The 22,631-nt window shown below is 74.4% G+C and carries 17 protein-coding genes; 10 read left to right on the top strand and 7 right to left on the bottom strand.

What is annotated here, in order from left to right:
- Position 1 precedes the first annotated feature (1 nt).
- The 4 genes from D5H75_RS23440 (at position 2) to D5H75_RS23425 (ending at position 4,683) form a co-directional block, all read left to right on the top strand.
- On the top strand, positions 2-2,059 hold the full coding sequence (locus D5H75_RS23440; RefSeq protein ID WP_119928658.1) for a hypothetical protein: 2,058 nt from the start codon (positions 2-4) through the stop codon (positions 2,057-2,059).
- Positions 2,059-2,766, top strand: coding sequence for a glycerophosphodiester phosphodiesterase (locus tag D5H75_RS23435; RefSeq protein WP_119928657.1), 708 nt, complete (start codon positions 2,059-2,061; stop codon positions 2,764-2,766). Before D5H75_RS23440 ends, D5H75_RS23435 begins: the two co-directional genes overlap by 1 nt.
- 106 nt (positions 2,767-2,872) lie before the next feature.
- Entirely contained in the window at positions 2,873-3,373 is a 501-nt protein-coding gene (locus tag D5H75_RS23430) for a SigE family RNA polymerase sigma factor (RefSeq protein ID WP_119928656.1), read from the top strand.
- Positions 3,370-4,683 (top strand): TolB family protein, encoded by a 1,314-nt coding sequence (locus D5H75_RS23425; RefSeq protein WP_119928655.1) that lies wholly within the window; start codon positions 3,370-3,372, stop codon positions 4,681-4,683. Before D5H75_RS23430 ends, D5H75_RS23425 begins: the two co-directional genes overlap by 4 nt.
- 153 nt (positions 4,684-4,836) lie before the next feature.
- Here D5H75_RS23425 and D5H75_RS23420 read toward each other — a convergent pair whose 3' ends face one another.
- Entirely contained in the window at positions 4,837-5,598 is a 762-nt protein-coding gene (locus tag D5H75_RS23420; protein ID WP_119928654.1) for an acetoacetate decarboxylase family protein, read from the bottom strand.
- A gap of 73 nt (positions 5,599-5,671) precedes the next feature.
- On the opposite strand from D5H75_RS23420, the gene D5H75_RS23415 reads away from it, so the two are divergent.
- The gene (locus D5H75_RS23415) at positions 5,672-6,409 is read left to right on the top strand and encodes a PH domain-containing protein (RefSeq protein WP_119928653.1); all 738 of its coding nucleotides are present in this window, start codon (positions 5,672-5,674) and stop codon (positions 6,407-6,409) included.
- On the opposite strand, the gene D5H75_RS23410 is transcribed toward D5H75_RS23415, so the two are convergent.
- On the bottom strand, positions 6,312-7,457 hold the full coding sequence (locus D5H75_RS23410) for a glycosyltransferase (protein WP_119928652.1): 1,146 nt from the start codon (positions 7,455-7,457) through the stop codon (positions 6,312-6,314). The genes D5H75_RS23415 and D5H75_RS23410 overlap by 98 nt on opposite strands.
- Positions 7,458-7,682: 225 nt before the next feature.
- Positions 7,683-8,978, bottom strand: coding sequence for a nucleotide sugar dehydrogenase (locus tag D5H75_RS23405; RefSeq protein ID WP_119928651.1), 1,296 nt, complete (start codon positions 8,976-8,978; stop codon positions 7,683-7,685).
- A 111-nt stretch (positions 8,979-9,089) separates the two neighbouring features.
- On the opposite strand from D5H75_RS23405, the gene D5H75_RS23400 reads away from it, so the two are divergent.
- A complete protein-coding gene (locus D5H75_RS23400) occupies positions 9,090-10,733 on the top strand; it encodes a hypothetical protein (RefSeq protein ID WP_119928650.1) in 1,644 nt (547 codons plus the stop codon).
- 74 nt (positions 10,734-10,807) lie between these two features.
- Complete coding sequence (locus D5H75_RS43395) at positions 10,808-13,180, top strand: glycosyltransferase (protein WP_242454464.1); 2,373 nt, start codon at positions 10,808-10,810, stop codon at positions 13,178-13,180.
- Here D5H75_RS43395 and D5H75_RS23390 read toward each other — a convergent pair.
- From D5H75_RS23390 to D5H75_RS40935, 3 genes are all read right to left on the bottom strand, one after another.
- A complete protein-coding gene (locus D5H75_RS23390; RefSeq protein WP_242454457.1) occupies positions 13,110-14,159 on the bottom strand; it encodes an acyltransferase family protein in 1,050 nt (349 codons plus the stop codon). The genes D5H75_RS43395 and D5H75_RS23390 overlap by 71 nt on opposite strands.
- Before the next feature lie 347 nt (positions 14,160-14,506).
- A complete protein-coding gene (locus D5H75_RS23385; RefSeq protein WP_242454456.1) occupies positions 14,507-16,030 on the bottom strand; it encodes an LCP family protein in 1,524 nt (507 codons plus the stop codon).
- Positions 16,031-16,101: 71 nt separating this feature from the next.
- Positions 16,102-17,811 carry a phospholipid carrier-dependent glycosyltransferase gene (locus D5H75_RS40935; RefSeq protein ID WP_202638420.1) on the bottom strand — a complete coding sequence of 570 codons (1,710 nt, stop codon included), beginning with the start codon at positions 17,809-17,811 and terminating at the stop codon, positions 16,102-16,104.
- Between the two features lie 39 nt (positions 17,812-17,850).
- On the opposite strand from D5H75_RS40935, the gene D5H75_RS23375 reads away from it, so the two are divergent.
- From D5H75_RS23375 to D5H75_RS23365, 3 genes are read left to right on the top strand one after another with little or no spacing between them, the layout of a single operon-like run.
- Positions 17,851-19,824 (top strand): hypothetical protein, encoded by a 1,974-nt coding sequence (locus D5H75_RS23375; RefSeq protein ID WP_119928649.1) that lies wholly within the window; start codon positions 17,851-17,853, stop codon positions 19,822-19,824.
- 28 nt (positions 19,825-19,852) lie between these two features.
- Positions 19,853-20,776 carry a glycosyltransferase family 2 protein gene (locus D5H75_RS23370; RefSeq protein WP_119928648.1) on the top strand — a complete coding sequence of 308 codons (924 nt, stop codon included), beginning with the start codon at positions 19,853-19,855 and terminating at the stop codon, positions 20,774-20,776.
- A 7-nt stretch (positions 20,777-20,783) separates the two neighbouring features.
- Complete coding sequence (locus D5H75_RS23365) at positions 20,784-21,857, top strand: glycosyltransferase family 4 protein (RefSeq protein ID WP_119928647.1); 1,074 nt, start codon at positions 20,784-20,786, stop codon at positions 21,855-21,857.
- Between the two features lie 64 nt (positions 21,858-21,921).
- On the opposite strand, the gene D5H75_RS23360 is transcribed toward D5H75_RS23365, so the two are convergent.
- Positions 21,922-22,581, bottom strand: a complete 660-nt coding sequence (locus tag D5H75_RS23360; protein WP_119928646.1) for a CGNR zinc finger domain-containing protein — start codon at positions 22,579-22,581, stop codon at positions 21,922-21,924.
- Positions 22,582-22,631: the final 50 nt, after the last annotated feature.

Genomic DNA, 22,631 nt, shown 5'->3' with positions numbered 1-22,631 from the left:
CGTGAAACGACTGATCAAGCGGCTGACCCGTGACGCACCCGCGGCGGCCGCCGTCGCCGCGCTGCTGGCGTCCTACCCGCTGCTGCTGCTCGCCGGGCTCCTCCCCAGCCCGTGGCTGTTCGCCGTCCTCGCCGTCGCGAGCTACGCCGGCGAGCTGTACGCCGACCGGGTGGCCCGCCCGCTGCTCGGCCTGCTGAGCCAGCTCCACCTGGGCGTCACCGTCCGGTTCCTGATGCGCGAGTTCGCCGCGCTGCTGCTGGCCGGGCGCACCCTCGGCGTCGAGTCGCCGGAGTTCGCCGCGCTCGCCGCCGGGCTGTTCCTGCTGCACGGCGCGCGGGCGGCGTACACGGGCCTGGCGGTGTTCACCAACAAGCGCCGCTCGCTGCCGGTGGTCACCCGCAACATCGACCTGTCCGCGCTGAAGATCCCCGACGCGCCGCCGGCCAGGCTGGCCACCGGGCACGTCACGACCTTCCTGTACCTGGACGCGCTGCCGGTCGCCGGCGCGGTGCTGAGCGCCCTCGTCCTGACCCCGGTCTACGGGATCCTCGGGGCGGTCGCGGGGCTCGCGCTGGCCGCCGCGGGAGTGCTCTACCTGCTCCCGCACGCGAGGCGCAACGCCCGCCTCGGCGACAAGCAGCGGGTGCTGAAGGCCGTGGAGAAGCAGGTCCAGGCGTACCGGCCCGAGGTCATCATGTACTTCTCGGGCTCCTCCGACTCGGCCTACCAGGTCAACATGTGGCTCTCGACCCTGGAGCGGCTGGACAAGCGCGTCGTCGTCGTCATGCGCGAGCGCGGCCTGGTCAACCAGCTCGCCCGGACGAAGCTGCCGGTGCTGTGCTTCCCCGGCGCGGTGGACCTGATGAACTTCGACCTGTCGCACGTCAAGGTCGCCCTGTTCGCCGCCAACGTCGGCAAGAACATCCACATGCTGCGCACCCCCGGCATCAAGCACGTGTTCATCGGCCACGGCGACAGCGACAAGGAGGCCTCGTTCAACCCCTTCACCAAGGTGTACGACGAGGTCTGGGTCGCCGGCCGGGCCGGTCGCGACCGGTACGCCCGGGCCCAGGTGGGCGTGCGCGACGAGGACATCGTCGAGGTGGGCCGCCCGCAGCTCGCCGAGATCGCCACGGGCTCGCCCGACGGGCAGGTCCGCACGATCCTGTACGCCCCGACCTGGGAGGGGTGGACCGACGACCTGTTCCACAGCTCCCTGGCCGACATGGGGCCGGCGCTGATCAAGCGGCTGCTCGAGCACGACCCGGGCGTGCGGATCCTCTACAAGCCGCACCCGCTGACCGGCACCCGCGACCCCCGCGCGCGGCAGGCGCACGAGAAGATCGCGGCCCTGCTCGCCGCCGCCAACCGCGACCTGGCCGCCTCCGGCGCGCTCGGCGGGGACGCCTCGGCCGCCGCCAGGCTGCCCGCGCTCGACGCCCGCATCGCCGAGCTGGGCCGCGGCCCGGCCGGGGGCGACGACGCGCAGCGCGCCCGCGACTCGGGCCGGCCGCACGCGGCGCTCGACGCGGAGTACGAGGCCGCGCTGGAGCAGTGGCGGCAGGCGTACTGGGCCGCCGAGGGGCCGCGCGCCCACCGGGTCATCACCGGCCCGCGCCCGCACCTGTACGACTGCTTCAACCAGGCCGACCTGCTGATCAGCGACATCTCCTCGGTCGTCGCCGACTTCATCGCCAGCGGCAAGCCGTACGTCGTCACGAACGCCGCCGGGCTGCCGGACGACCGCTTCCGCGACAAATACCCCACCTCCTCGGCCGCCTACCTGCTGGGCAAGGACCTGGCGGAGCTGGACGACATCCTGCGGGAGATGGAGAAGGACGGCGGCGACAGCATGGCCGCCGAGCGGCGCACGCTGAAGACGTACCTGCTCGGCCCGGACGAGCCGGACGCGATGACGCGCTTCAACGCGGCGGTCAACGCGCTCGCCGCCGCCACGCCCGCCGTACGGCGTGAGCCCTCGCCCGAGGACGCCGAGAGCCTGGCCGCCGAGGCGATCGCCGAGGGCACGCCCGCCGAGGCGCCGGACGACGACGTCTGATGGTCTTCTCCGAGCGGCCCGTGATCATCGGCCACCGCGGCCTCGGCCGCGGGGTCGTCGCGGGCCGCGAGGAGAACACCGTCGCCTCCTTCCAGGCCGCCGCCGAGACCGGCGCCTGGGTCGAGATCGACGTGCGGCGGACCGCCGACGACCGCCTGGTGGTCCGCCACGACGCCACCCTGCCCGACGGACGGGCCGTCGTACGCCTGCCGGCGGCCGAGACCGGGCTGCCGGGGCTGGAGGAGGCGCTGGCCGCGCTTCCTCCGGGGACCGGCGTGAACCTCGACGTCAAGACCGAGTACGAGGACGCGGTCGCCCCGCGCACGGTCGAGCTGCTGGCCCCGGTCCTGCGGGCCCAGACCCGGCCGCTGTTCGTGTCCTCCTTCGACGCGGGCGCGCTGGCGCTGCTCCGCGAGGCCGCCCCCGGCGTGCCGCTGGGCCTGATCGGCTGGCTTCGGTTCCCGCCCGCGATGGCCATCTCCGCCGCCGCCCACCTGGGCTTCCAGGCCGTCTGCCTGCACACCGAGTCCTTCGCCCGCCGCGACGAGCGCACCCCGGAGGACGTCATCGCCGCCGCCCACGCCGCCGGCGTCGAGGTGCTCGTCTGGTGCCCCGGGGCCGAGGAGGCCGTACGGCTGGCGCGCGCCGGCGCCGACGCGTTCTGCGTGAACGACCTCCCGGACTTCCTCGCCTCCTTCACCCGCTGAGTTCCCTCCCGGGCGGCCGGGCGGGATATTCGGGGCGTCCCGGATTCAACGCTCGGGGGCTCTCGCCCGTCCCGGGTGTGACGGACCTTCCGGAGAGGCGCCTTCCTTGCATGACGACCCCCGCTTCGACGCCTTCGTGGCCGAGCGCGCCGACGCCCTGCTGCGGTACGGCTACGTCCTCACGGGCAACCCGCACGACGCGGCCGACCTGACGCAGGAGGCGCTGGTCCGGTTGCACCGGGCGTGGCCCCGGGTGGAGCGCAAGCAGGATCCGGAGAGCTACACCCGGATGATCATGTCGCGGCTGCACATCAGCATCTGGCGCAAGCGCCGCAGGGAGTCGCTGGCCTGGGACCCGCCGGACCTGGCGTACGAGGACGCGCTCCCCACCGGCGTCGAGCGGGACCTGTGGGAGGCCCTGCGGGGCCTGCCGCGCAAGCAGCGGGCCGTGCTCGTGCTGCGTTACTACGAGGACCTGAGCGACGCGGAGATCGCCGCGCTCCTCGGCGTCTCCCAGGGGACCGTCCGCAGCCACGCCTTCCACGGGCTCTCCAAGCTCCGCGCCGCCGTCCAGACCGACTCCGCGTCCTCCTGGAGCACCCGATGAACGACATGGAAGAAGACCTCCGCCGCGTCCTCGGCCGGGCCGCCGAGCGGGCGCCCCGCGCCCCCGGGAAGCTGGTGTCGCACGTCACCGCCACGTCGGTCCGGCGGCGCGCCCGCAGGCGGATCGCGGTCACCGGGCTCGCGGTCGCCGTGATCGCCGGGGGAGTGGCGATCGCGGTGAGCGACCTCCGGCCCGGCGGCGAGGGCCACGCCGCCGCGGTCGCCGCAAGCGCGACGGCCGGCCCGGAAGCGGCGCAGGACGAGGCGGGCGTGCGGGCCCGGCTGCGGGAGCAGGCCGGCGAGGGCGCGTTCCGCGGGGAGGAGCCGATGCGGGACGACCCGCCCCCGTCTCCCCCGCTCAAGCCGGTCGAGCAGGTGTGGCCCGAGGCGGTCAGGAAGGTGCCCGCCGCGCCTGGCGGCAAGGACGTGCACCCGCGCGCGTTCATCGACGACCGCACGCTGCTCGTGGACACGTGGGTGAGCCTGGAGAAGCCCGACGCGATCTACGCGTACGACCTGGAAACGGCCTCGCTGCGCGAGATCGCCAAGGTGCCCGCGCCCGAGGGCACGGTGCTGTTCGCCTCGGACTACGCGGTCGGCTCGGGACGGGTCGCGTGGTGGTCGGCCCGGCGGGCCGGCGGCGGGAAGACGATCGACCTGTGGACCGCCCCCCTCTCCGGCGGGGCGGCCGAGCCGCTGCTCTCCTTCCCCGGCCGGGACCTGGACCACCTGGCCGTGGCCGGGGACCGCCTGGTGTTCTCGCGCGAGGACGGCGGCGTCTACACGGTCCCCCTCGCCGGGGGCGGCCTCCAGCCGGTGCGGGGGGCGGCGGGACGCCATCTCCTGCGGTGGCCGTGGGCCGGCGCGGGCGGCCGGGCGCCGGAGGGCGAGGAGCCCACGTTCACCGAGCTGTGGAACGCCGAGACCGGGGAGAAGCGCACGGCGCTGGTCAAGGCGGGGGAGAGGGCCGTCCGCTGCGGGCTGGCCACCTGCTACGGCGAGAAGCCCGGAGGCGGCTACTTCTACCGCATGCGTGACGGCTCCGGGGAGAAGGCGCTGCCGCACGGGACGTTCCCCATCACCGGGGAGTTCGCCCGCGACCGCTACTACACCGCCCCGTTCCCCGCCGAACGCGGGCTTGGGGGCGCGGCGCTGTACGACGCGGCCACCGGGAGGGCCGCGGACCTCGGCGTCGCGCCCGAGGACGGCGGCGAGAGCGTCGAGACGCCCGGGTTCAGCCCCGACGGCCGCCTCCTCGCGTACCCGAAGGGCGGGGAACTCCACGTCATCGACGCCGACAAACTCGGCTGACGCGACATCGCGCGACGCCGCCGGCCCACGGGGGACCGGCGGCGTCGCACGTCGTCTTGAGGAGTCCCGAGGAGTCCCGAGGAGTCCCGAAAAGCCCTGCGCAGTCCTGCGCAGTCCTGCGCAGGGCTGGGGAGTGCGTCGGATTCCTGGGCGTCAGGGGGTGGAGGCGGGGCGGGGCGGGGTGACCGGCTCGGCGTCGGAGAAGGTCATGCGCAGGTGCTCGACCGTCGTGCTCATCAGGGGCCGCTTCGGCAGGCCCAGTTCGCTGAGCTCCTTGGCGATCGGGTGGTTGCCGAGACGGAGGAGGGCCCCGCCGGGCCGGCCGCGCACGCCGTACGGCCGCATCAGCCAGGGGGTGCGGCGGGTGACGCCGTCGCGGTGCGAGAACGCGTCGAACGAGGTGCGCGCGGCGCCCGCGGGCATCGGCACGCCGGGGCGGAACAGCATGTCCACAACCACCCGGCCGTCCTTGCGGAGCGTGCAGCGTTTGTACGGCGAGGCCCAGCGCAGCTCGATGTCGGACATCTCCTTGGGGAAGCCCCAGATGGAGCGGCCCGCGTCCAGGGTGAAGCCCTGGTTCACCGGCAGCCAGTGGATGAACGCCCCGACGCCGCTGCGGGCGAGGTCGGCCAGCCCGCCCAGCCCCCGGTCGGGGGGCGGCCCGGCGTCGGGGGGCCGTACGAGGAACGCCACCGCGAACTCGTGGTAGGGCCCGAGGTCCCCGTCCACGTAGCGCACGAACGCCAGCGAGCACACCGCCCGGCCCGGCAACGGCTCGGCCACGTCAAGGCCGGAGTAGGCCACGATGGCGCGCGCCGCGTCCGCCCTGACCAGGTACATGGCGGAACAGGCCGCCGCCTCCCGGATCTCCACCGGCATGGTGACGCGCTGCCCCTGCACGAGATGGCTGCTCATCCTCCCAGTGAACCAAGCCCTTGCTCCAGAGTCACGCCTGATAGGTTTCCGATCACTTTCGCCTAGGAGACCCATGAGACATCCCGCCCACGTCATCGTGTCCCCGACCCGCGAGGCGCGGATCGTCGTCGGCTGCTGGTTCGCCGGAGCGCCCCTGGTGCCGGGCGGAGACCCCGTCAAGCTGGCCGTCGGCCTGGCCGCCCTGGCGCTCGCCGTGTGGGGGTGCGAGAGCCGTACGGCCGCCTGGGCCTGGGGGATCGCCGTCCTGACGCCCGTGCGCCGGACGTCGGTGCGCTGGGCCGACGTGGCCGGGATCGAGGTCGCGGGGGAGTCGCGGCGGCACCACCTGAGGCTGCGCCTGACGGACGGCCGGACGGTGGACCTGGCGGGGAGCCGCAGGTTCGGCGCCGCGGAGCCGGGATGGCACCGCGCGCGGCTGCTGGCCCTCCGGGAGGAGGCCGTGGCCGCGGGCACGCCCGCGCCGGGCGGTTCCCCGTGGCCGAGGACGGTCTGCGCGCTGCTCCTGCTGCCGGTGGCCGGGTTCGGCGGGGACCACCTCCTCGGCGAGCTGAAGCGTGCCGCCGCGCCGCTCGCGCTCGGGGGCGTCCTGGAGTTCGCGGTGCTCGCCGTGCCGGTCGTCGTCGCGGTGCTGGTGGCCAGGCGACGGTCGGACGGCGGCCTGCTGTGGGGGTTCTCGGTGTTCGTCGGCGGTCTCACCGCGCTCGGGCTGTGTCTCCTGTACGCCGGACGGGTGCCGTACCCGCGACGGCGGCGGGCTCCGGAGCCCGCGCCCAGGATTCCAGGCGCTTGACGAACTCCGGTGCGTGGTCCGGCCAGTGGTAGCGGGCCCGGGCCCGCTCGTGGCCGCGCCCGCCCATCGCCGCCCGCAGCCCGGGGTCGTCCCGCAGGTCCAGCACCGCCCGTGCGACGGCCTGGGCGTCGCCGTACCCGACGACCACCCCGCAGCCGGCGTCGCGGACGATGCCGGCGGGCAGCGGGAGCGGCGTGGTGACGACCGGGAGGCCGCGCGCCATGTACTCGATCACCTTCGTGGGCAGCGAGTGCCGGTGGTTGGGCACGTCGTGCAGGAGGGACAGGCCGGCGATCGCGCCCTCGGCCATGCGCAGCGCCCGCTCGTTCGGCACGTAGCCGTACCAGTCCAGCAGTCCCTCGCGCTGGGCCTGCCGGAGCATCTCCCGCACCTCGGCGTCGGCCGCCCCGATCAGCTCCAGCCGCACGCCCCGGGGGGCGAGCAGCCGGGCGACCTCGACCAGGTCCGCCGCGCCGCGCGCGAGGGAGAGCTGCCCGACGTACACCACCCGGTCGCGGCCGGTCGCGGCGGAGGGCCGGTCGGGCACGTAGGCGGTGTTGAGCACCACCGGGTGCTCCCGCGTGAACCGCTCGGCGTAGGCGTCCTCGGCCAGCAGCAGGTGGACGCGCTCCTCGGCGCGCCGTTCGAGCCGCCGGACCAGCCCCGCCAGCGGCCGCCTGAGCCGGTCGGGCACCCACTCCTTCGTGGCGAGCGCGCCGGCCGTGTCCTCGTGCACGTCCCACACGGTTGGCGGCCTCCTGCGCGGCAGCGCGAACAGCAGCTCCGGGTCGTGCACCACCAGCAGGTCCGCGTCCCTGGCCGCCTTCCGCAGCGCCTTGCGCGCGGCCCGCAGCGCGTGCAGCCGCCGCCAGCCCACGGCCCGCGGCACGTCCACCGCCGTGACCTGCCGCCGGGGCGTCACGTTGCAATGGCTGAACGGCGCGATGTAGACGACCTCGTGCCCGGCCTCCAGCAACGCCGAGATCTGCCGCCGCATGATCCGGGCGTCCTCGGGGTGATGCACCACAGTGCAAACGCAAACGCGCATGCCCTCACGCTCTCCGCCCCCCGAAACCCCAGCGAATGCCGCGAATGAACAGCCGGCCAACCGCCCCTGAACTTCTCCCGCCCGGACCTTCCGGAACGTTCCAGGAATGGCGGGCAAGGAAATCCCCCGGCGCCACGCTCTGAGTGATCACGCGGTTTCGGGCGCGGTGCGGCGATGACCGCATGATCACGGCGAGGAGCGGGCGCCGGGGGAAGGGGAGCGGGTTCAGAGGAGCTCGGCGGAGGCTCTCGGCAGGACGCCGCGGGTGTCGAAGAGGAGGCGGGCGCCGGTGGCGAGGGCCGCCGCGTCGTAGGCGCGGTGGGCCGTGACCAGGATGGTCAGGTCGGCCTCCGCGGTGGCCTCGGCCAGGTCCGCCGCGCGCGGGATCGGGACGCCGTCCACCGTCCAGGAGTCCACGTACGGGTCGTGGTAGGACACCTGCGCGCCCCGGCGGAGGAGGCGCGTGGCGACCGCGTGGGCGGGGGACTCCCGCTGGTCGGCGATGTCGGGCTTGTACGTCACGCCCAGGAGGAGGACTCGGGCGCCCCGCATCGCGCGGGCGTGCCGGTTGAGCAGCTCGGTCGCCCGTTCCACGACGTACGCGGGCATACGGGCGTTGATCTCCTGGGCCAGTTCCACGAAGCGGAAGGGGTATCCCAGCGTCCGCACCTTGTACGACAGGTAGTTGGGGTCGATGGGGACGCAGTGGCCGCCGACGCCGGGCCCCGGGTGGAACGCCGCGAAGCCGAAGGGCTTGGTGGACGCGCACCGGATCGCGTCCCACAGGTCCACGCCGAGCTCGTGGCAGAAGACCGCCATCTCGTTGACCAGGGCGATGTTGACGTGCCGGTAGGTGTTCTCCAGGAGCTTGGCCATCTCGGCCTCGCGTGTGCCCCGGGCCGGGACCACCGTGTCCACGAACTTGCCGTAGAACGCCGCCGCCCGCTCGCCGCACTCCGGCGTGTGCCCGCCCACGATCTTGGGCGTGTTGCGCACGCCGTACACCTCGTTGCCGGGGTCGATGCGCTCGGGCGAGAACGCCAGCGCGAAGTCCCGTCCCGCGCGCAGGCCGCCCGCCTCCAGCAGCGGGCGCAGCACCTCGTCGGTCGTGCCGGGGTACGTCGTGGACTCCAGCACGACCAGGGCGCCGGGCCGCAGCCGCGCGCCGATCGCCGCGCCGGCCGCCCGCACCGCCGTCAGGTCCGGCCCGCCGTCGCCGGTCAGCGGGGTCGGCACGCAGATCACGATCGTGGCGGCGGAACCCAGGACGTCCTCGCTCGCCGTCGGCTCGAAGCCCGCCGCCAGCATCGCCGCCACGTCCTCGTCCGGCACGTCGTCCACGTGCGACCGGCCGCCGGCCAGGCCGCGCACCACCGCGCCGTCCCGGTCCAGGCCCGCCACGGCCAGCCCGGCCCGGCACGCCTCCCGCGCCAGCGGCAGCCCGACGTATCCCAGCCCGACGACGACAAGATCGAAATCGCGCACCGAATTACCTCCAGGAATGACCACGACCGGCAACATAACGGCGAATTCCGGACGGGCCGCCGCCGTACCGGGGATTTCCCGGGTTGTTAACTCGGCGGCCATTCGAGGTTCCGGGAATTCGCCGGGGGACTGCATTTCACTGGCCCGGTGAGCGTGAAACCCGATCCCGAGCTGGTACGGCTGCGCCGGGCGCTGCGGGAGCGCGACGGCCGCATCCAGGAACTCGCGGCGCGGCTGGCGGCGGTCGAGGGCTCGGTGACGCTGCGCGTCGGCCAGACCCTCGTCGGCGCGGCCCGCCGTCCCGGCCGCCGGATGGTGCGGCTGCCGCGCGACCTGTACCGGCTGTGGCGGACGAGCGCCCGGACGGACGTGCGCGAGACGAGCGAGCGGCCCGCCCCCGCGCCGTCCCAGACCGAGGCCCCGGGGACCGTGCCCAGCCCCTTCCTCGGCCTCACCGAAGAGGAACGCCTGCTGGTCGCGCCCCGGGACCGGCTCGTGATCGCCGGCGTGCTCACGCCGGAGGCCGTCGCCGCGCTGGAGCCGTACGCGCACGTCGTGCCGCTCACCCCGCACGCCGCCGAGCTGGTGGGCGACCTGCGCGACCCCGACCTCGTGCTCATCCAGGCCGCCGCCTGCACCGGGCACGGCCCCTGGGCGCACCTGGGCGACCCCGCCGCCACCGACCGCGAGCGCCGCATCCGCGAGGTCATCGCCTCCAGCCAGATCCGGGGCCGGCCGGTCGTGCTCTGGCGGGACGCCCCCGCCGCGCCCGGCCTGCGCCGCCTGCCGGTGGACGAGGTGGTCGAGGGCGACCTCGGCGTGCCGCTCCACCTGTACAACCCGATCGCGCTGGACCCCGCCCGGTCGCGCGTCCCCCTCGTCCACACCGCCGGACCCCGCCCGCCCGAGGTCCCCGGGCCGGTGGCTCACGCCGTACGGCACGAGCCGGCGCGCTTCCGGGAGCACGCGGTCGCGGTGGTGGACACGGAGGCGGCGGCGCTGCGGGCGCTGGCGTGCGGGGCGCGCGTGGTGAGCACGGTCCCGGTCCCCGGCGCGGCCCACGCGCCGGACGCGGCATCCCTCGCGGCGGAGACGGCCGCGGCGGTCGGGGCCGGGCCGCGCACGGAGGAGGAGCAGCGCGAGGTCACGCGCCGCCTGTTCGCCGAGCACGCCCTGCCCGTGCGGCTCGCCGCGCTGCTGTCGCGCCTCGGCCTGGACGCCGGCCCGCTCGCGAGCCGCCGCGTGTCCGTGCTGGTCACCCCGGCCGCCGGGGACCCGCGCACGCTCGCGGCCGAACTGCGCGCCCAGACGCTCGCCCCGGCCGAGATCGTGCTCCCCGCCGAGCTCGGCGCGACCGCCTCCGAGCTGCCCGGGGTCCCGGTACGGCTCGCGCCCGGCGGCGGCTGGGAGGGACTGGTGGCCGCCGCGCGGGAGCCGTACGTCGTGCGGTGGACCCCGGGCCGGGGCCCGCACGCCCTCGCCGACCTGCTGTGCGCCCTGGAGTGCTCGGGCGCCGACGCGATCGGGATCCGGCCGCCGGAAGCGGCCGGGAACGGCGGGACCGCGAACGGCGCGCTCGCCGGGGAAGGGCTCGCGGCCGCGGGGATCAGGGCCGCGGGGCTCGGGGACGCGGGGGCCCGGGGCGGGACCCGGGGGCCCGCGGCGGGCTGGGCGTTCGGCGCGGAGGCCGGGCTGGAGCCGGTGCTGATGCGGCGCGACCTGGCCGCCGTGCTGGATCCGGCCGCGTGGGCGCGGGGCGGGGCCCGGCTGCTCGCGATTCCCGGGGGATGAGCCCGCGCCGCACGCGCGAGCCGTACAGAAGCCGAAACATCGGGGAAGGACAACCCTTGTCGCTCTTGACGCACATGCCGCTCTCGCCGGAGTCGCCCGCGCGGCCGGTCCGCGCGCTCGTCTACGGGGACGTGGACCTCAACCTGATCGACGGGTCCGCGATCTGGGCGGTCTCGGTGGTGCGCGCGCTGCGCGAGGCGGGCTGCGAGGTCACGTTCGTGCTCAAGTCGCCCGTGCGCACCGACAGGCTGACCGCGCCGCTGGCCGCCCTCCCCGGGGTCACGCTGCGCAGGCCCCGGGAGGAGGGGCTGACGCCGAGGACGCGCAGGTCCAGGCGGGGCATGCCGCCGCACGTGGCGGCGGCGGTGCTGGCCGGGATCGACGAGGAGGCTCCGCACGACCTGCTCGTCGTGCGCGGGCGGCGGGTGTCGGCCCAGCTCGCCCTGGCCGGGCGCTTCGCCGGGCGCATGTGGACCTACCTGACCGACGTGCCGCAATCCCTCGGCGACCTGACCGACGGCCTGCGGCGCGAGCTCGACATGATCGCGCGGGCCTCGCGGTACCTGCTGTGCCAGACCGAGGAACTGCGCTGCTTCCTGGAGCAGATCGTGCCCGCGACCTGCGGGAAGAGCGTGCTGTTGCCGCCGATCGTGCCGCCCCCGCCACCGGTGGTGCGCACCGGGCACCCCGTCGTCCGCCTCGTCTACACCGGCAAGTTCGCCCCGGCCTGGAAGACGCTGGAGATGACCGGCCTGCCGGCCCGGCTGGAGGCCGCCGGGGTCGCCGCCGAACTGCACATGATCGGCGACAAGGTCCACGAGCACCCGCCCGGGTACGCCAGGGAGATGCGGGCGGCGCTGAGCGGCACCCCCGGCGTGATCTGGCACGGCGGCCAGTCCCGCGAGGACACGATGCGGCTGGCCGGCGGCTGCGACTTCGGCCTGTCCTGGCGCGACGAGTCCCTGGACGCGAGCCTGGAGCTGTCCACCAAGGTCCTGGAGTACGGCGCGCTCGGCCTGCCCGTGATCCTCAACCGCACCCCCATGCACGAGGCGCTGCTCGGCTCCGACTACCCGCTCTACGCCGCGTCCGAGCAGGACGTCGCCGAGGCCGTACGGCGGGCCACCGCCGACCCGTCCGTACGGCGGCTCGCGGCGGACCGGTGCGAGAGCGCGGCAAGGCGGTTCAGCCTCGACGAGGCGGCCCGGCGGCTCCGGTCGTACCTGGCCAGGGCGTTCCCGGCCCCGGTGCGGGCCACGCCGCGCGCCACGACGGCGCAGGCGGGGCAGACGGCGCGGGCGGGGCAGGTAGGGCAGACGGCGCAGGCGGGGCAGACGGTGCAGGCGGGGCAGACGGCGCGGGCGGCGCAGGTGCGGGCGGTGCCGGAGGTGCCCGCGGCCCCGCTGAAGGTGGCCGTGGCCGGGCACGACCTGAAGTTCCTCACCGGGGTGCTCGAACACCTGCGGGCGGTGCCCGGGCTGGAACTGCGCCTGGACCGCTGGCACGCCCTCAACCGCCACGACGAGGCCGCCAGCCGTGAGGTCCGGGACTGGGCGGACGTCGTGCTCTGCGAGTGGGCCGGGCCCGTCGCCGTCTGGTACTCCCGCCACAAGCGCCCCGGCCAGCGGCTCCTGGTCCGGCTGCACCGCTTCGAGCTGTACCGCCGCTGGCCGTACCAGATCGACATCGGCGCGGTGGACGCGGTGATCTGCGTCAGCCCGCACTACGCCCGCCTCACGCGCGAGCGCACCGGCTGGCCCCGGGAGAAGGTCGTCACCGTGCCCAACTGGGTGGACGTGGACCAGCTCGACCGGCCCAAGCTGCCCGGCTCGCAGTACCGGCTCGGCATGATCGGCATCGCGCCCATGCGCAAGCGGCTCGACCTCGCGCTGGACGTGCTCGCCGCGCTCCGCCGCCGCGACCCCCGTTACACGCTCGCGGTCAAGAGCAAGCTGCCCTGGGAGTACCCGTGGATCTGGCAGCGGCCCGAGGAGCGGGAGGGCTTCACCGCGTGCTTCGAGCGGCTGCGCCGGGACCCGCTGCTGGACCAGGCGGTCGTCTTCGACCCGTTCGGCCCGGACGTCGCGGCCTGGCTGCGCCGCGTCGGCTGGGTGCTGTCCACCAGCGACGACGAGAGCTTCCACCTGGCCCCGGCGGAGGGCATGGCGGCGGGGGCGGTGCCCGCGCTGCTGCCCTGGCCCGGCGTGGACACGATCTACGACCCGCGCTGGGTCCACGAGGACCCCGAGGCCATGGCGGCGGCGATCGCCGGGATCGTCGAGGGCGGCGCGTGGGAGCGGGAGTCCGCGGAGGCCCGCCGCCAGGTCCGCGACGCCTACGCCCTGGACACGGTGAACGCGCTGGTCCTGGACCTGCTCACCGGAAGAGCGCCCGCGCCGGAGGCTCCACGATCCAGCGCGCGGCCGACCGTACCGGCGGCGAGCTGAGCGTCACGGCCACGGCCAGGCTCGACACGGCGATCACCGCGACCCCCTCGGGCCCGCGCATCCAGGGCAGGTCCAGCCAGCCCAGCTCGCGCGCGGCCAGCACCACGAACCCGTGGAGCAGGTAGACGTACAGCGTCCGCGAGCCCAGGGAGCTGAACCAGGTCCGCCGCCGGGGGATGAGCGCCAGCACGGCCAGCGCCAGCACGGCCCCGATCACGAGCGTCGCCAGCCGCATGCCGGTTCCGGTGAGGACGTCCAGCCCGAGCGTGTCGTACTCGTACCGGAAGTACACCCACCGCCGCTTCACCAGCGGCGCCAGCAGCACGGCCGCCGCCGCGGCCGCCGCGAGCACGCACGCGGCCGCGGCGCGGACCGCCCGCCGGTGCAGGAAGGCCAGGTGGCGGGGCCGTACGAACAGCCCGGCCACGAAGAACGGGAGGAGCCCGAAGAAGCGGTCCACGCTGAACTCGGCGGGCAGGCTCACGGCCCCGGCGGCCAGGCAGATCAGCACGGACGCGGTCACCGGGGCGCGCAGCCGCTGGAACACCGGCGTGGACAGCCGCCACAGCAGCAGCGCCAGCAGGTACCAGTTCAGCCAGGCCGGTTCGGTGACGCTCAGCGTGAACGGCTGCCCGAGCAGCTTGCGGAAGACCGCGTAGGCCACCTCGAAGACGAGGTACGGCACGAGCAGCGTCTCGAACAGCCGCAGCCCCCGCTGCGTGCCCCGCCGCCAGAAGTTCCGCGACAGGTATCCGCTGAGCAGCACGAACAGCGGCATGTGGAACGCGTAGACGAACACGTACGCGGCCCGCCCCGGCCGGTCGCCGGACAGCGACCACACCGCGTGCCCGAACACGACGAGCGTGATCGCCACGAACTTCACGTTGTCCAGGTACGGCTCGCGCCCCGCCCGCCGTCGCACGCCCCCCTCGGCGTACGCCTCCGGCCCCGGGCCCTGAGCCTGAGCGGGGACCGCCACGTCCGCGCGGTGCCGTCCGCCGTGGTGTGTGAACACAAGCGCCCTCTCGCATGCGGCAACCCCGTTGAGACAGGGAGTGACACGACGCTACCGAGCGTGTTCACGAGGGCGAGGAAGACCCGCCGACCTGGTACGACTTTTGCTCATACACCCCCAGGGCGTCACCCCGGGGCCTCCGCGTTCCGGCGGTTCCCGCTCCGCCGGCGCCTGTTCCGGGCGGCGCCTGTGTCGCGCGGAATCTGCTCCAGGGGGCACCTGTTCCGGGCGGCGACTGTGCCGGGCGGCACCTCCTGGCGGCACCTGCTCCGGCGGTGCCCGGCGGGGGCGGCAGGCGGTGCGGGCGGTTCCTACTCCAGGCGGCAGGGGTTGGTGTTGCCGTTGAAGGCGCCCACGTTGGCGGGGAGCTTCACGTTGGCCTTGACGCCGCGCCAGTCGTCGCCGATGACGAGCTGGATGATCGGCCCCCCGGCGTCGGCCTGGGCGCCGGCCGCGGGCGCGCCGGAGTTCGGGTCGAGGCGCTGCGGCTTGACCTTGGCCTTCTCCGGGGTGACCGGGCTGAGGAGGCGCCCGGCGACGGGCTTGGCGTAGTCCTCGCCGCCGGCCTTGGAGAACAGCACCATGGTCTTGGGCCGGGCGGTGCCGTCGGCGCGCGGCGCGTTGCCGGTGCCGGCGATCTTGAAGCCGTGGCCCTTGAGCAGTTCGGCGGCCTCCTTGGCCAGGCCCGGCTTGAGCGTGCCGTTGAGCACCTGGACCCGCACCTGGCCCGGCTTGACCACCACGGCGGGCTTCGCGCCGGCCGAGGCCGACGGGGCGGCCTCGGGCACCTCGACGTCGCTGGCGATCGCGCGGAACAGCTCCGAGGCGGCCGGCTCCCGCCAGGCCACCCGGTTCGGGTCCTGCGGCCAGGCGCCGCTGGGCACCGTCACGAACTGCATCTTGCCCGCCGACATGCCCCGGGCGCTCTGCGCGATCTCGGTGAGCGTCTGGACGTCGAGGTCCTGGTCCGTGGTGATCGAGCCCATCGTCGCGGACAGGAACTTGGTGAGCCGCCCGGGGTTCGTCAGCAGGTCGCCGCTGGTGGCCTTCTTGACGACCTGGGCCAGGAAGATCTGCTGCCGCTTGATCCGGCTGAGGTCGTCCTTGGCCACGCCGATGTCGCGGACCCGCACGTAGCCCAGGGCCTGCTCGCCGGTGAGGTTGTGACGGCCCGCGGCCAGCTTGATCTTGGCCTTCTTGCTGTCGATGGGCTTGGGGAGGCAGACCTCGACGCCGCCCAGGGCGTCCACGATGCGCTTGAAGCCGGTGAAGTCGACCTTCACGAAGTGGTCGATGCGGATCTTGGTGAGCTGCTCCAGCGTCTTGGTCAGGCACTTGATGCCGCCGACGTTGAAGGCCTCGTTGAGCATGGCCAGCCGGGGCGGGATCTTGCCGCCGTTCGGCGCGTCGCACTCGGGCATCTGCACCATCGAGTCGCGCGGGAAGCTCACCAGCAGCGCCTTGTCCCGCTTGGGGGAGATGTGCATCAGCATCATCGTGTCGGTGCGCTCGCCCTCGAAGCGGCCGTACTTCGCGTTGGCGCCGTTGCGCTGGTCGGAGCCGACCATGAGCACGTTGAGCGCGCCGGTGACCAGCTTGGGCGGGCGGTTGCCGAGCCCCTGGGTGAAGTCCTCGGTCTTGCGCGCGCTCGCGATCTGCCGGTAGGTCAGGTAGAGACCGAGGGAGGCGATGACCATCACGCAGGCCATCGCGATCGAGATCCACGCGAGCACGTGCGTCTTGCCCTTGCGGCGCGGCCTCCGCGGCGCGTCGAAGGGTTCGGCTTCGTGGTCGCCGCGGCGTTCTCTCAGGGCGACGTTGCGGTGCTCGCTCACTGGACCCAGATGCTAGATCACGCCTGGCCCGGAAGGGGGCACGATCGACTGATTCGTCCCTTGATCACGCATTACCCCCTCGAACGGCCGACTGGCGGCTCAGCATACCCAGAGCATTCCTCGGGCGGGAATCCGCCAGGTGAAACCTTGACGAGAAGGCCCGCCGTCATCGCCGAGGACAGAAGCGCCAGAGGCACCGCGGGCAGGACGTAGCGATAGTCGAACTCGGCGACCGCGACGGGCATCGCGAGAAGCGCGGCCGAGAACAGCCAGGGGAGCGCCACGCCGGCCCCCGGCGCCCGCCGGGCCCGCGCGGACAGCCGCGCGGCGAGGGGGAGGAGCAGCGCGAGGAGCAGGGCCAGGCCGGGGAACCACACCTTCTCCTGGTAACCGCGGACGAGGTCGGCCCAGGGGCGTTCGACGCGCGTCTCGACGGGGCCGCGTTCGTAGCGCCGCGCGAACATCGCGCCCTTGGTGGTCGTCGGGTCCGTCGCGAGGGGCGACGCCGAGGCGGGGAACTCGTAGGCGTCGTAGACGGCCCGGCTCGGGAAGACCTCCCGGGTCCAGGTGAACGACCTGGCCAGGTCCCGCAGCACCACCGCCGCGTAGTCCAGCGGCTGCGCCCGGATCGCGCTCATCGCGAACTCCATGGCCAGCGCGTTGTTCTCCGGCCTGAACTGCACTCCGGGCAGCCGCCGCAGCGGCGAGGAGTGGTCCCAGATGTAGTACTGCGTCCCGGGCCGCCGCCCCGGCGGCCGGTCGTCGCACAGCACGCGCAGCCGTTCCGGCGGGTCCATCCGCGCGCAGTCCGCGAACACCATCGTCCGCCCGTACAGGATCACCCCGTCCGCGGTCGAGGTCGCGAGCACCCCGTGCGCCGCCTGGAACCACAGCGCGTACGCCGCCACCGGCGCCACCCCCGCGACCAGCGCGACCACGGCCGGGACCGCCCGGCGCCACCCCCGCCACGCCCGCGCCCGCACCGCCAGCCACCCGGCCAGCAGCACCAGCAGCGGCAGCCCGACGGTCCGCGTCACCGCCGCGACCCCGAGCAGGGCGCCGCAGGCCAGCCCCGCCCGCCACCCGAAACCGTCCCCGCCGGCCACCCGGGCCGTGTGGCCTCCGCCGGCCACCTGGGTCGTGTCGCCTCCGCCGGCCACCCGGGCCGTGTGGCCTCCGCCGGTCGCCTGGGCCGTGTGGCCTCCGCCGGCCACCTGGGCCGTGTCGCCTCCGCCGGTCGCCTGGGCCGTGTGGCCTCCGCCGGCCACCTGGGTCGTGTCGCCTCCGCCGGTCGCCTGGGCCGCCTCGGCCGTACCGGCCGTCTGGGTCGCCTGGGCCGCGTCGGCCGTACGGCGGGCGGGGCGCGGCCAGAGGGCGACGGCGACGGCCGCGACCACGCAGAACGTGAACAGCGTGTCCGACAGGAGAAGGTGTTCGAGCTGGACCTGGTAGGGGTCGAGCAGCACGGGGAGCGCCGCGAGCACGCCCGCCCAGCGCGGCGCGCCCCGCCGTACGGCCACCGCGTAGACCAGGGTCGCGATCCCCAGCCCGAGCAGGTGCTGGACGGCGGCCACCAGCCCCAGCGAGTGGAACGGCTCCAGCGCGCGGAGGAAGAACGCGTACCCCGGCGGGCGGATCAGGTCGGGGCGCGGCCGCATCGCCGTGACCATGTAGGAGAAGGAGTCGGGGAACCACAGCGCCGGGCGGTAGCCGAGCATCGCCACCAGCCGCAACGCCGCGCCAGCGGCCAGCGCCGCGCCGAACCAGGCGTGCCGCCTCACCGGCCGTTCCCCTCCGATACGCTCACAAGATTAATGAGGATGTCGGCGTACGCTACCTGGTCACACGCGCTCGCGCGCGGAACCGCTGCCCCGGCCCTGGCGTTCGCCGGCTGGCTGGTGGCCGTGCTCCCGCTGCTGCTCGCGGGGATCTTCCGCCCGCTGCCCGCGCTGCTCATCGGCGTGCCCGTCGCGGCCCTGGTGACCTGGTGGGGCGTGCGCCGGGTGCCGGCGATCCCCGGGCTGGGCTGGGGCGTGCTCGCCGTCGCCGGGGGCTTCCTGCTGTTCAACGGCGTCATGCACGGCGAGCAGCTCATCCTGCGGCGCGACCCGGCCTCCTACGCGCAGTACGCCATCTGGCTGGCCGGGCACGGCTCGCTGCCGATCCCCGCGGATCCGGCGGCGTTCGGCGGGCCGGACCCGTCGCTGGTGTTCGAGAGCATGGCCTTCTACCGGGCGGACGGGGGGGTGTCCCCGCAGTTCATGCCCGGGTACCCGCTGGTGCTGGCGGTGGGCTCCTGGCTGGGCGGAGTGCGCGGCCTGCTGCTGATGCCGCCGCTGATCGGGGCGCTGGCCGTGCTGGTGTTCGGCGGCGTCGTGGCCCGGCTCGTCGGCCCGCGCTGGGCGGTGCTCGGCGCGGGGGCGCTCGCGGTCTCCCTGCCCCTCATCTACACCGGGCGGACCACGCTCAGTGAGCCGCTGGTTCTCGTGCTGCTGTTCGGCGGCATCGCGCTCGTGCTCGACGCCGTCGCGACCGGCTCCCGCGTGCTCGGCCTGCTCGGCGGGCTCACGCTGGGCCTGTCGCTGCTGGTCCGCATCGACGGGCTGCGCGACGTCCTGCCCGCCGTGGCGTACGCCGGCCTGCTGATCGCGCTGCCCCGGCGCCGCCGCGTCGGCGTCCCGCTGGCGGCCGGCCTGTTCCTCGGGGCCGGGGTCGGCTTCCTCGGCGGGTACCTGCTGGCCGGGACCTACCTGAAGCACCTGCGGGACTCCCTCAACCCGCTCCTGCTGCTCAGCGCCGCCGTGGTGGCCCTCACCTCCGCCGCCGTGCTGCTCTGCTGGGACGGCCGGTTCCTCGGCGACTCCCGCGCCCGCCGCGTGGCCGGGGCCGTGGCCGCCGCGCTGGCGCCGCTGCTGGTGCTGGCGCTCACCGTGCGGCCGTGGGTCCAGCAGGTGCGGCGGGTGTCCACGCATCCGGAGGACAAGCTCACCGAGAGCTTCATCGGCCACGCCCAGCGCGCCAACGGTCTCGCGCACGACCCCACCCGCCTCTACACGGAGTACTCCATGTGGTGGGTGATCTGGTACGTCGGCCTGCCGCTGGTCGTGCTGGGCGCGGCCGGGGCCGCCGTGCTCCTGCGGCGGCTGTCGCGGGGCCGGGAAGCGCGCTGGCTGCTGCCGCTCGCGGTGGTCGCCTGGACCACGGTCGCCACGCTGCTGCGGCCCGCGATCACGCCCGACCACCCGTGGGCCACCCGGCGCCTGGTGCCCGTGGTGATCCCCGGGATGATCCTGCTCGGCGTCTGGGGCCTGAGATGGCTGCTCGACCGGTACGGCATGCCGCGGCGGCTCGTCGTGATCGGCGTGGTCACCGCGCTCCTCCCGATCGTGTTCGTGTCCGCCAGGACCGCGTTCGTGCGGGTCAACGCCGGGGAGGTCGCCGCGATGGACCGGCTGTGCCGGCTGATCCCGCCGAACGCCTCCGTGCTGATCGTCGAGCGCGTCACCGCCGACCGGTTCACCCAGGTCGTGCGGGGCATGTGCGGCGTCCCCACCGCGCGCCTGGGCAAGGGGATCCCCGAGAGCCGGGTGACGGCGGGCACGCGCGTCGTGGAGGCCATCCGCCGCGCGGGCCGCGTCCCGGTGGTGCTCGGGGCCGAGGAGACCAACGTCACGCCGTACGGCCGCCCGGTCCACGCGATCAGCCTCCGAACCAGGCAAGATGAACGTTCCCTGGTCACGCCGCCGGACGGCACCTACAACCTCAGGTTGGACGTATGGCTCACACGGCCGTGACAGGGGAGTATTCTCGCCGCACGTGAGCATGTCCCCGGTTCCGCCCCTCGAAGACGACGCCCCCGCGCCCTACGTCACGATCGTGCTGCCCTGCTACAACGAGCAGGACCACGTGATCGACGAGGTCGCACGCATCTCGCGCGCCATGGACGAGAGCGGGTACAGCTATGAGCTGCTCGCGATCGACGACTTCTCCACCGACGAGACCCTCGCCAGGCTGGAGAAGGCCGCGCCGGAGTACCCCAACATGCGGGTCGTCGCCTTCCATCGCAACGGCGGCTCCGGGACCGTCCGCCGGATCGGCACCCAGCAGGCGCGCGGCGAGATCGTCGTGTGGACCGACGCGGACATGACCTACCCCAACGAGCGGATCCCCGACCTGGTGCGGCTGCTGGAGACCGACAAGAGCATCGACCAGGTGGTCGGCGCGCGCACGTCGGAGCAGGGCTCGCACAAGTTCCTGCGCGTCCCGGCCAAGTGGTTCATCCGCAAGGTCGCCGAGCGCCTGGCGGGCACCCAGATCCCCGACCTGAACTCCGGGCTGCGGGCGTTCCGCAAGTCGGTCTCGCTGCCGTACCTGCGGCTGCTGCCCCCCGGGTTCTCCTGCGTCACCACGATCACGCTGGCGTTCCTGTCGAACCAGCACGACATCAAGTACGTCCCGATCGAGTACAACAAGCGGGCCGGGCGGTCGAAGTTCCACTTCGTCTCCGACGCCTACCGGTACATCCTCCAGGTGCTCCGCATGGTGATGTACTTCAACCCGCTCAAGGTCCTCATGCCGCCCGCGCTGTGGCTGATCGTGATCGCGCTGGTCAAGGGCGTGATCGACGTGATCCGCCGGCAGGACTTCTACCTGCCGAGCAACACGGTGATGCTGTTCCTGTCCGGCCTCATCATCGGCTCGATGGCGCTGCTGGCCGACCTCATCGTCCGCTCCCGCGACGGCTAGGAGCCGCATGAAGATCGCCCTGGTCGGGCCCGCCCACCCCTACAAGGGCGGCGGCGCGCAGCACACGACCGAGCTGGCCTGCCGGCTGGCCGAGGCCGGGCACGAGGTCGTCATCGAGTCGTGGAAGGCGCAGTACCCGGGCTTCCTTTACCCGGGGCAGCAGACGATCGACTCGCCGGAGGGCCGCCCGTTCTCCCCGGTCCGCCGCCGCCTGTCCTGGCGCTCCCCGGCGGGCTGGGCGCTGGCCGGGCGCCGCCTGCGGGCGTACGACCTGGTGGTGCTGGCCGTGCTGAGCCCCGTCCAGGTCCCGCCGTACCTGGGCATCCTCGCCGGGCTGCGCGGGCCCCGCCGGCCGCGCGTGATCGCCCTGTGCCACAACGTCCTGCCGCACGAGGCCCGCCGGTACGACGAGCGCCTGATGCGCGCGCTGCTGGGCCGCGTGGACGGCGTCCTCACGCATTCCCCCGAGCAGGCCGGGCTGGCGCGCGGGCTGACCGGCGCCCCGGTCTCGGTCGCGGCCCTCCCTCCGCACCTGCCCGCCGCGGGGAACGGGGCGGGCGAGGCGCGCGAGCCGTACCGGAACCTGCTGTTCTTCGGCCTCGTCCGCCCGTACAAGGGGCTGGACCTGCTGCTCCGCGCCCTCCCGCCCGGGGTCTCGCTCACGGTCGCCGGGGAGTTCTGGGGCGGGCTCGACGACACGAAGGCCCTGATCGCGGAGCTGGGCATCGGGGACCGGGTGACCCTGCGGCCCGGATACGTCGCCGCCGAGGACGTCCCGGGGCTGTTCGCGTCGGCCGACGCCCTGGTGCTGCCGTACCGCTCGGCCACCGCCAGCCAGAACGTCTGGCTGGCCCACGAGCACGGCCTCCCGGTCATCGCCACTCGCGTGGGCGCGCTGGCCGACCACGTGCGCGACGGCGAGGACGGCCTCCTGGTCCCCCCGGACGACGTGCCCGCCCTCCGCGACGCGATCACCCGCTTCTACGAGCCCGGCGAGCCCGAACGCCTCCGGGCGGGGGTGAAGCCGGTCGATCCCGCGCCCTTCTGGCAGGACTACCTGCACACCCTGCTCGCGCTCTGACCCCTGTACGGCTCGCGCCGCCCCGGCCTTGATCCGGAGCGGGTGAAGCACGCGGGGCGGCGCCTCAGCTCCGGCCGTTCCGGCCTCGGGGCTCCACCTCGGCATCGGAGGTCGCCGCCTCCGCCGCCGAGGTCGCCGGCTCCGCCGTACGGCGGCGGGTCCTGAGCTTCTGGCGGTTGCCGCAGCGGTCCATGGAGCACCAGCGGCGGGTCCCGGGGCGGGACGTGTCGAGGAAGAGCAGCAGGCAGTTGTCCCCGCCGCAGCGGTGGACGCGCCGGACGCGGTCCGGGCTGGAGAAGAGGGCGATGGCGTCCCTGGCGACCTCGGAGAGGTACTGGGAACAGGTGGCCGGCGATGCCCAGACCGACTCGAAGGTCCCGGTCAGGGCGGGTACCAGGGACGGCCGGGCGGCGAACTCGTTGAGCACCGGCTCGTAGGAGAGGGGAAGCCCCCCGGCCGCGCTGTCGGCCAGGCGCTGCACGCCGGCCCGCAGGCGCTTCGCGTCCTCCAGGTCGCCGGGCTCCTCCAGGACCGGCGCGGGCAGGCCCAGGCCCGACCGCTCGATCCAGCGCGCCAGGTCCCCGGGCGCGTGCAGTTGCTCCCACTGGGCGAGCACGCCCTCTTCCCCGCCCGTGAGCAGGAACTCCATGCACAGCGCCCCGGGATCGAACCGGAACCGCTGCCCGTCCCGGCCCTGGAGCACGACCGCCTTTGCCGTACGCATGGGATCAGTGTAGCGTGGGTACACCGGTTAAACCGGTGTAGCCGACGAAG

This window comes from Bailinhaonella thermotolerans, from assembly GCF_003594875.1.
Taxonomy (GTDB): domain Bacteria; phylum Actinomycetota; class Actinomycetes; order Streptosporangiales; family Streptosporangiaceae; genus Bailinhaonella; species Bailinhaonella thermotolerans.
The sequence above is the reverse complement of the archived record's forward strand: the minus strand, read 5'-3'. Positions and strand labels throughout refer to the sequence as shown.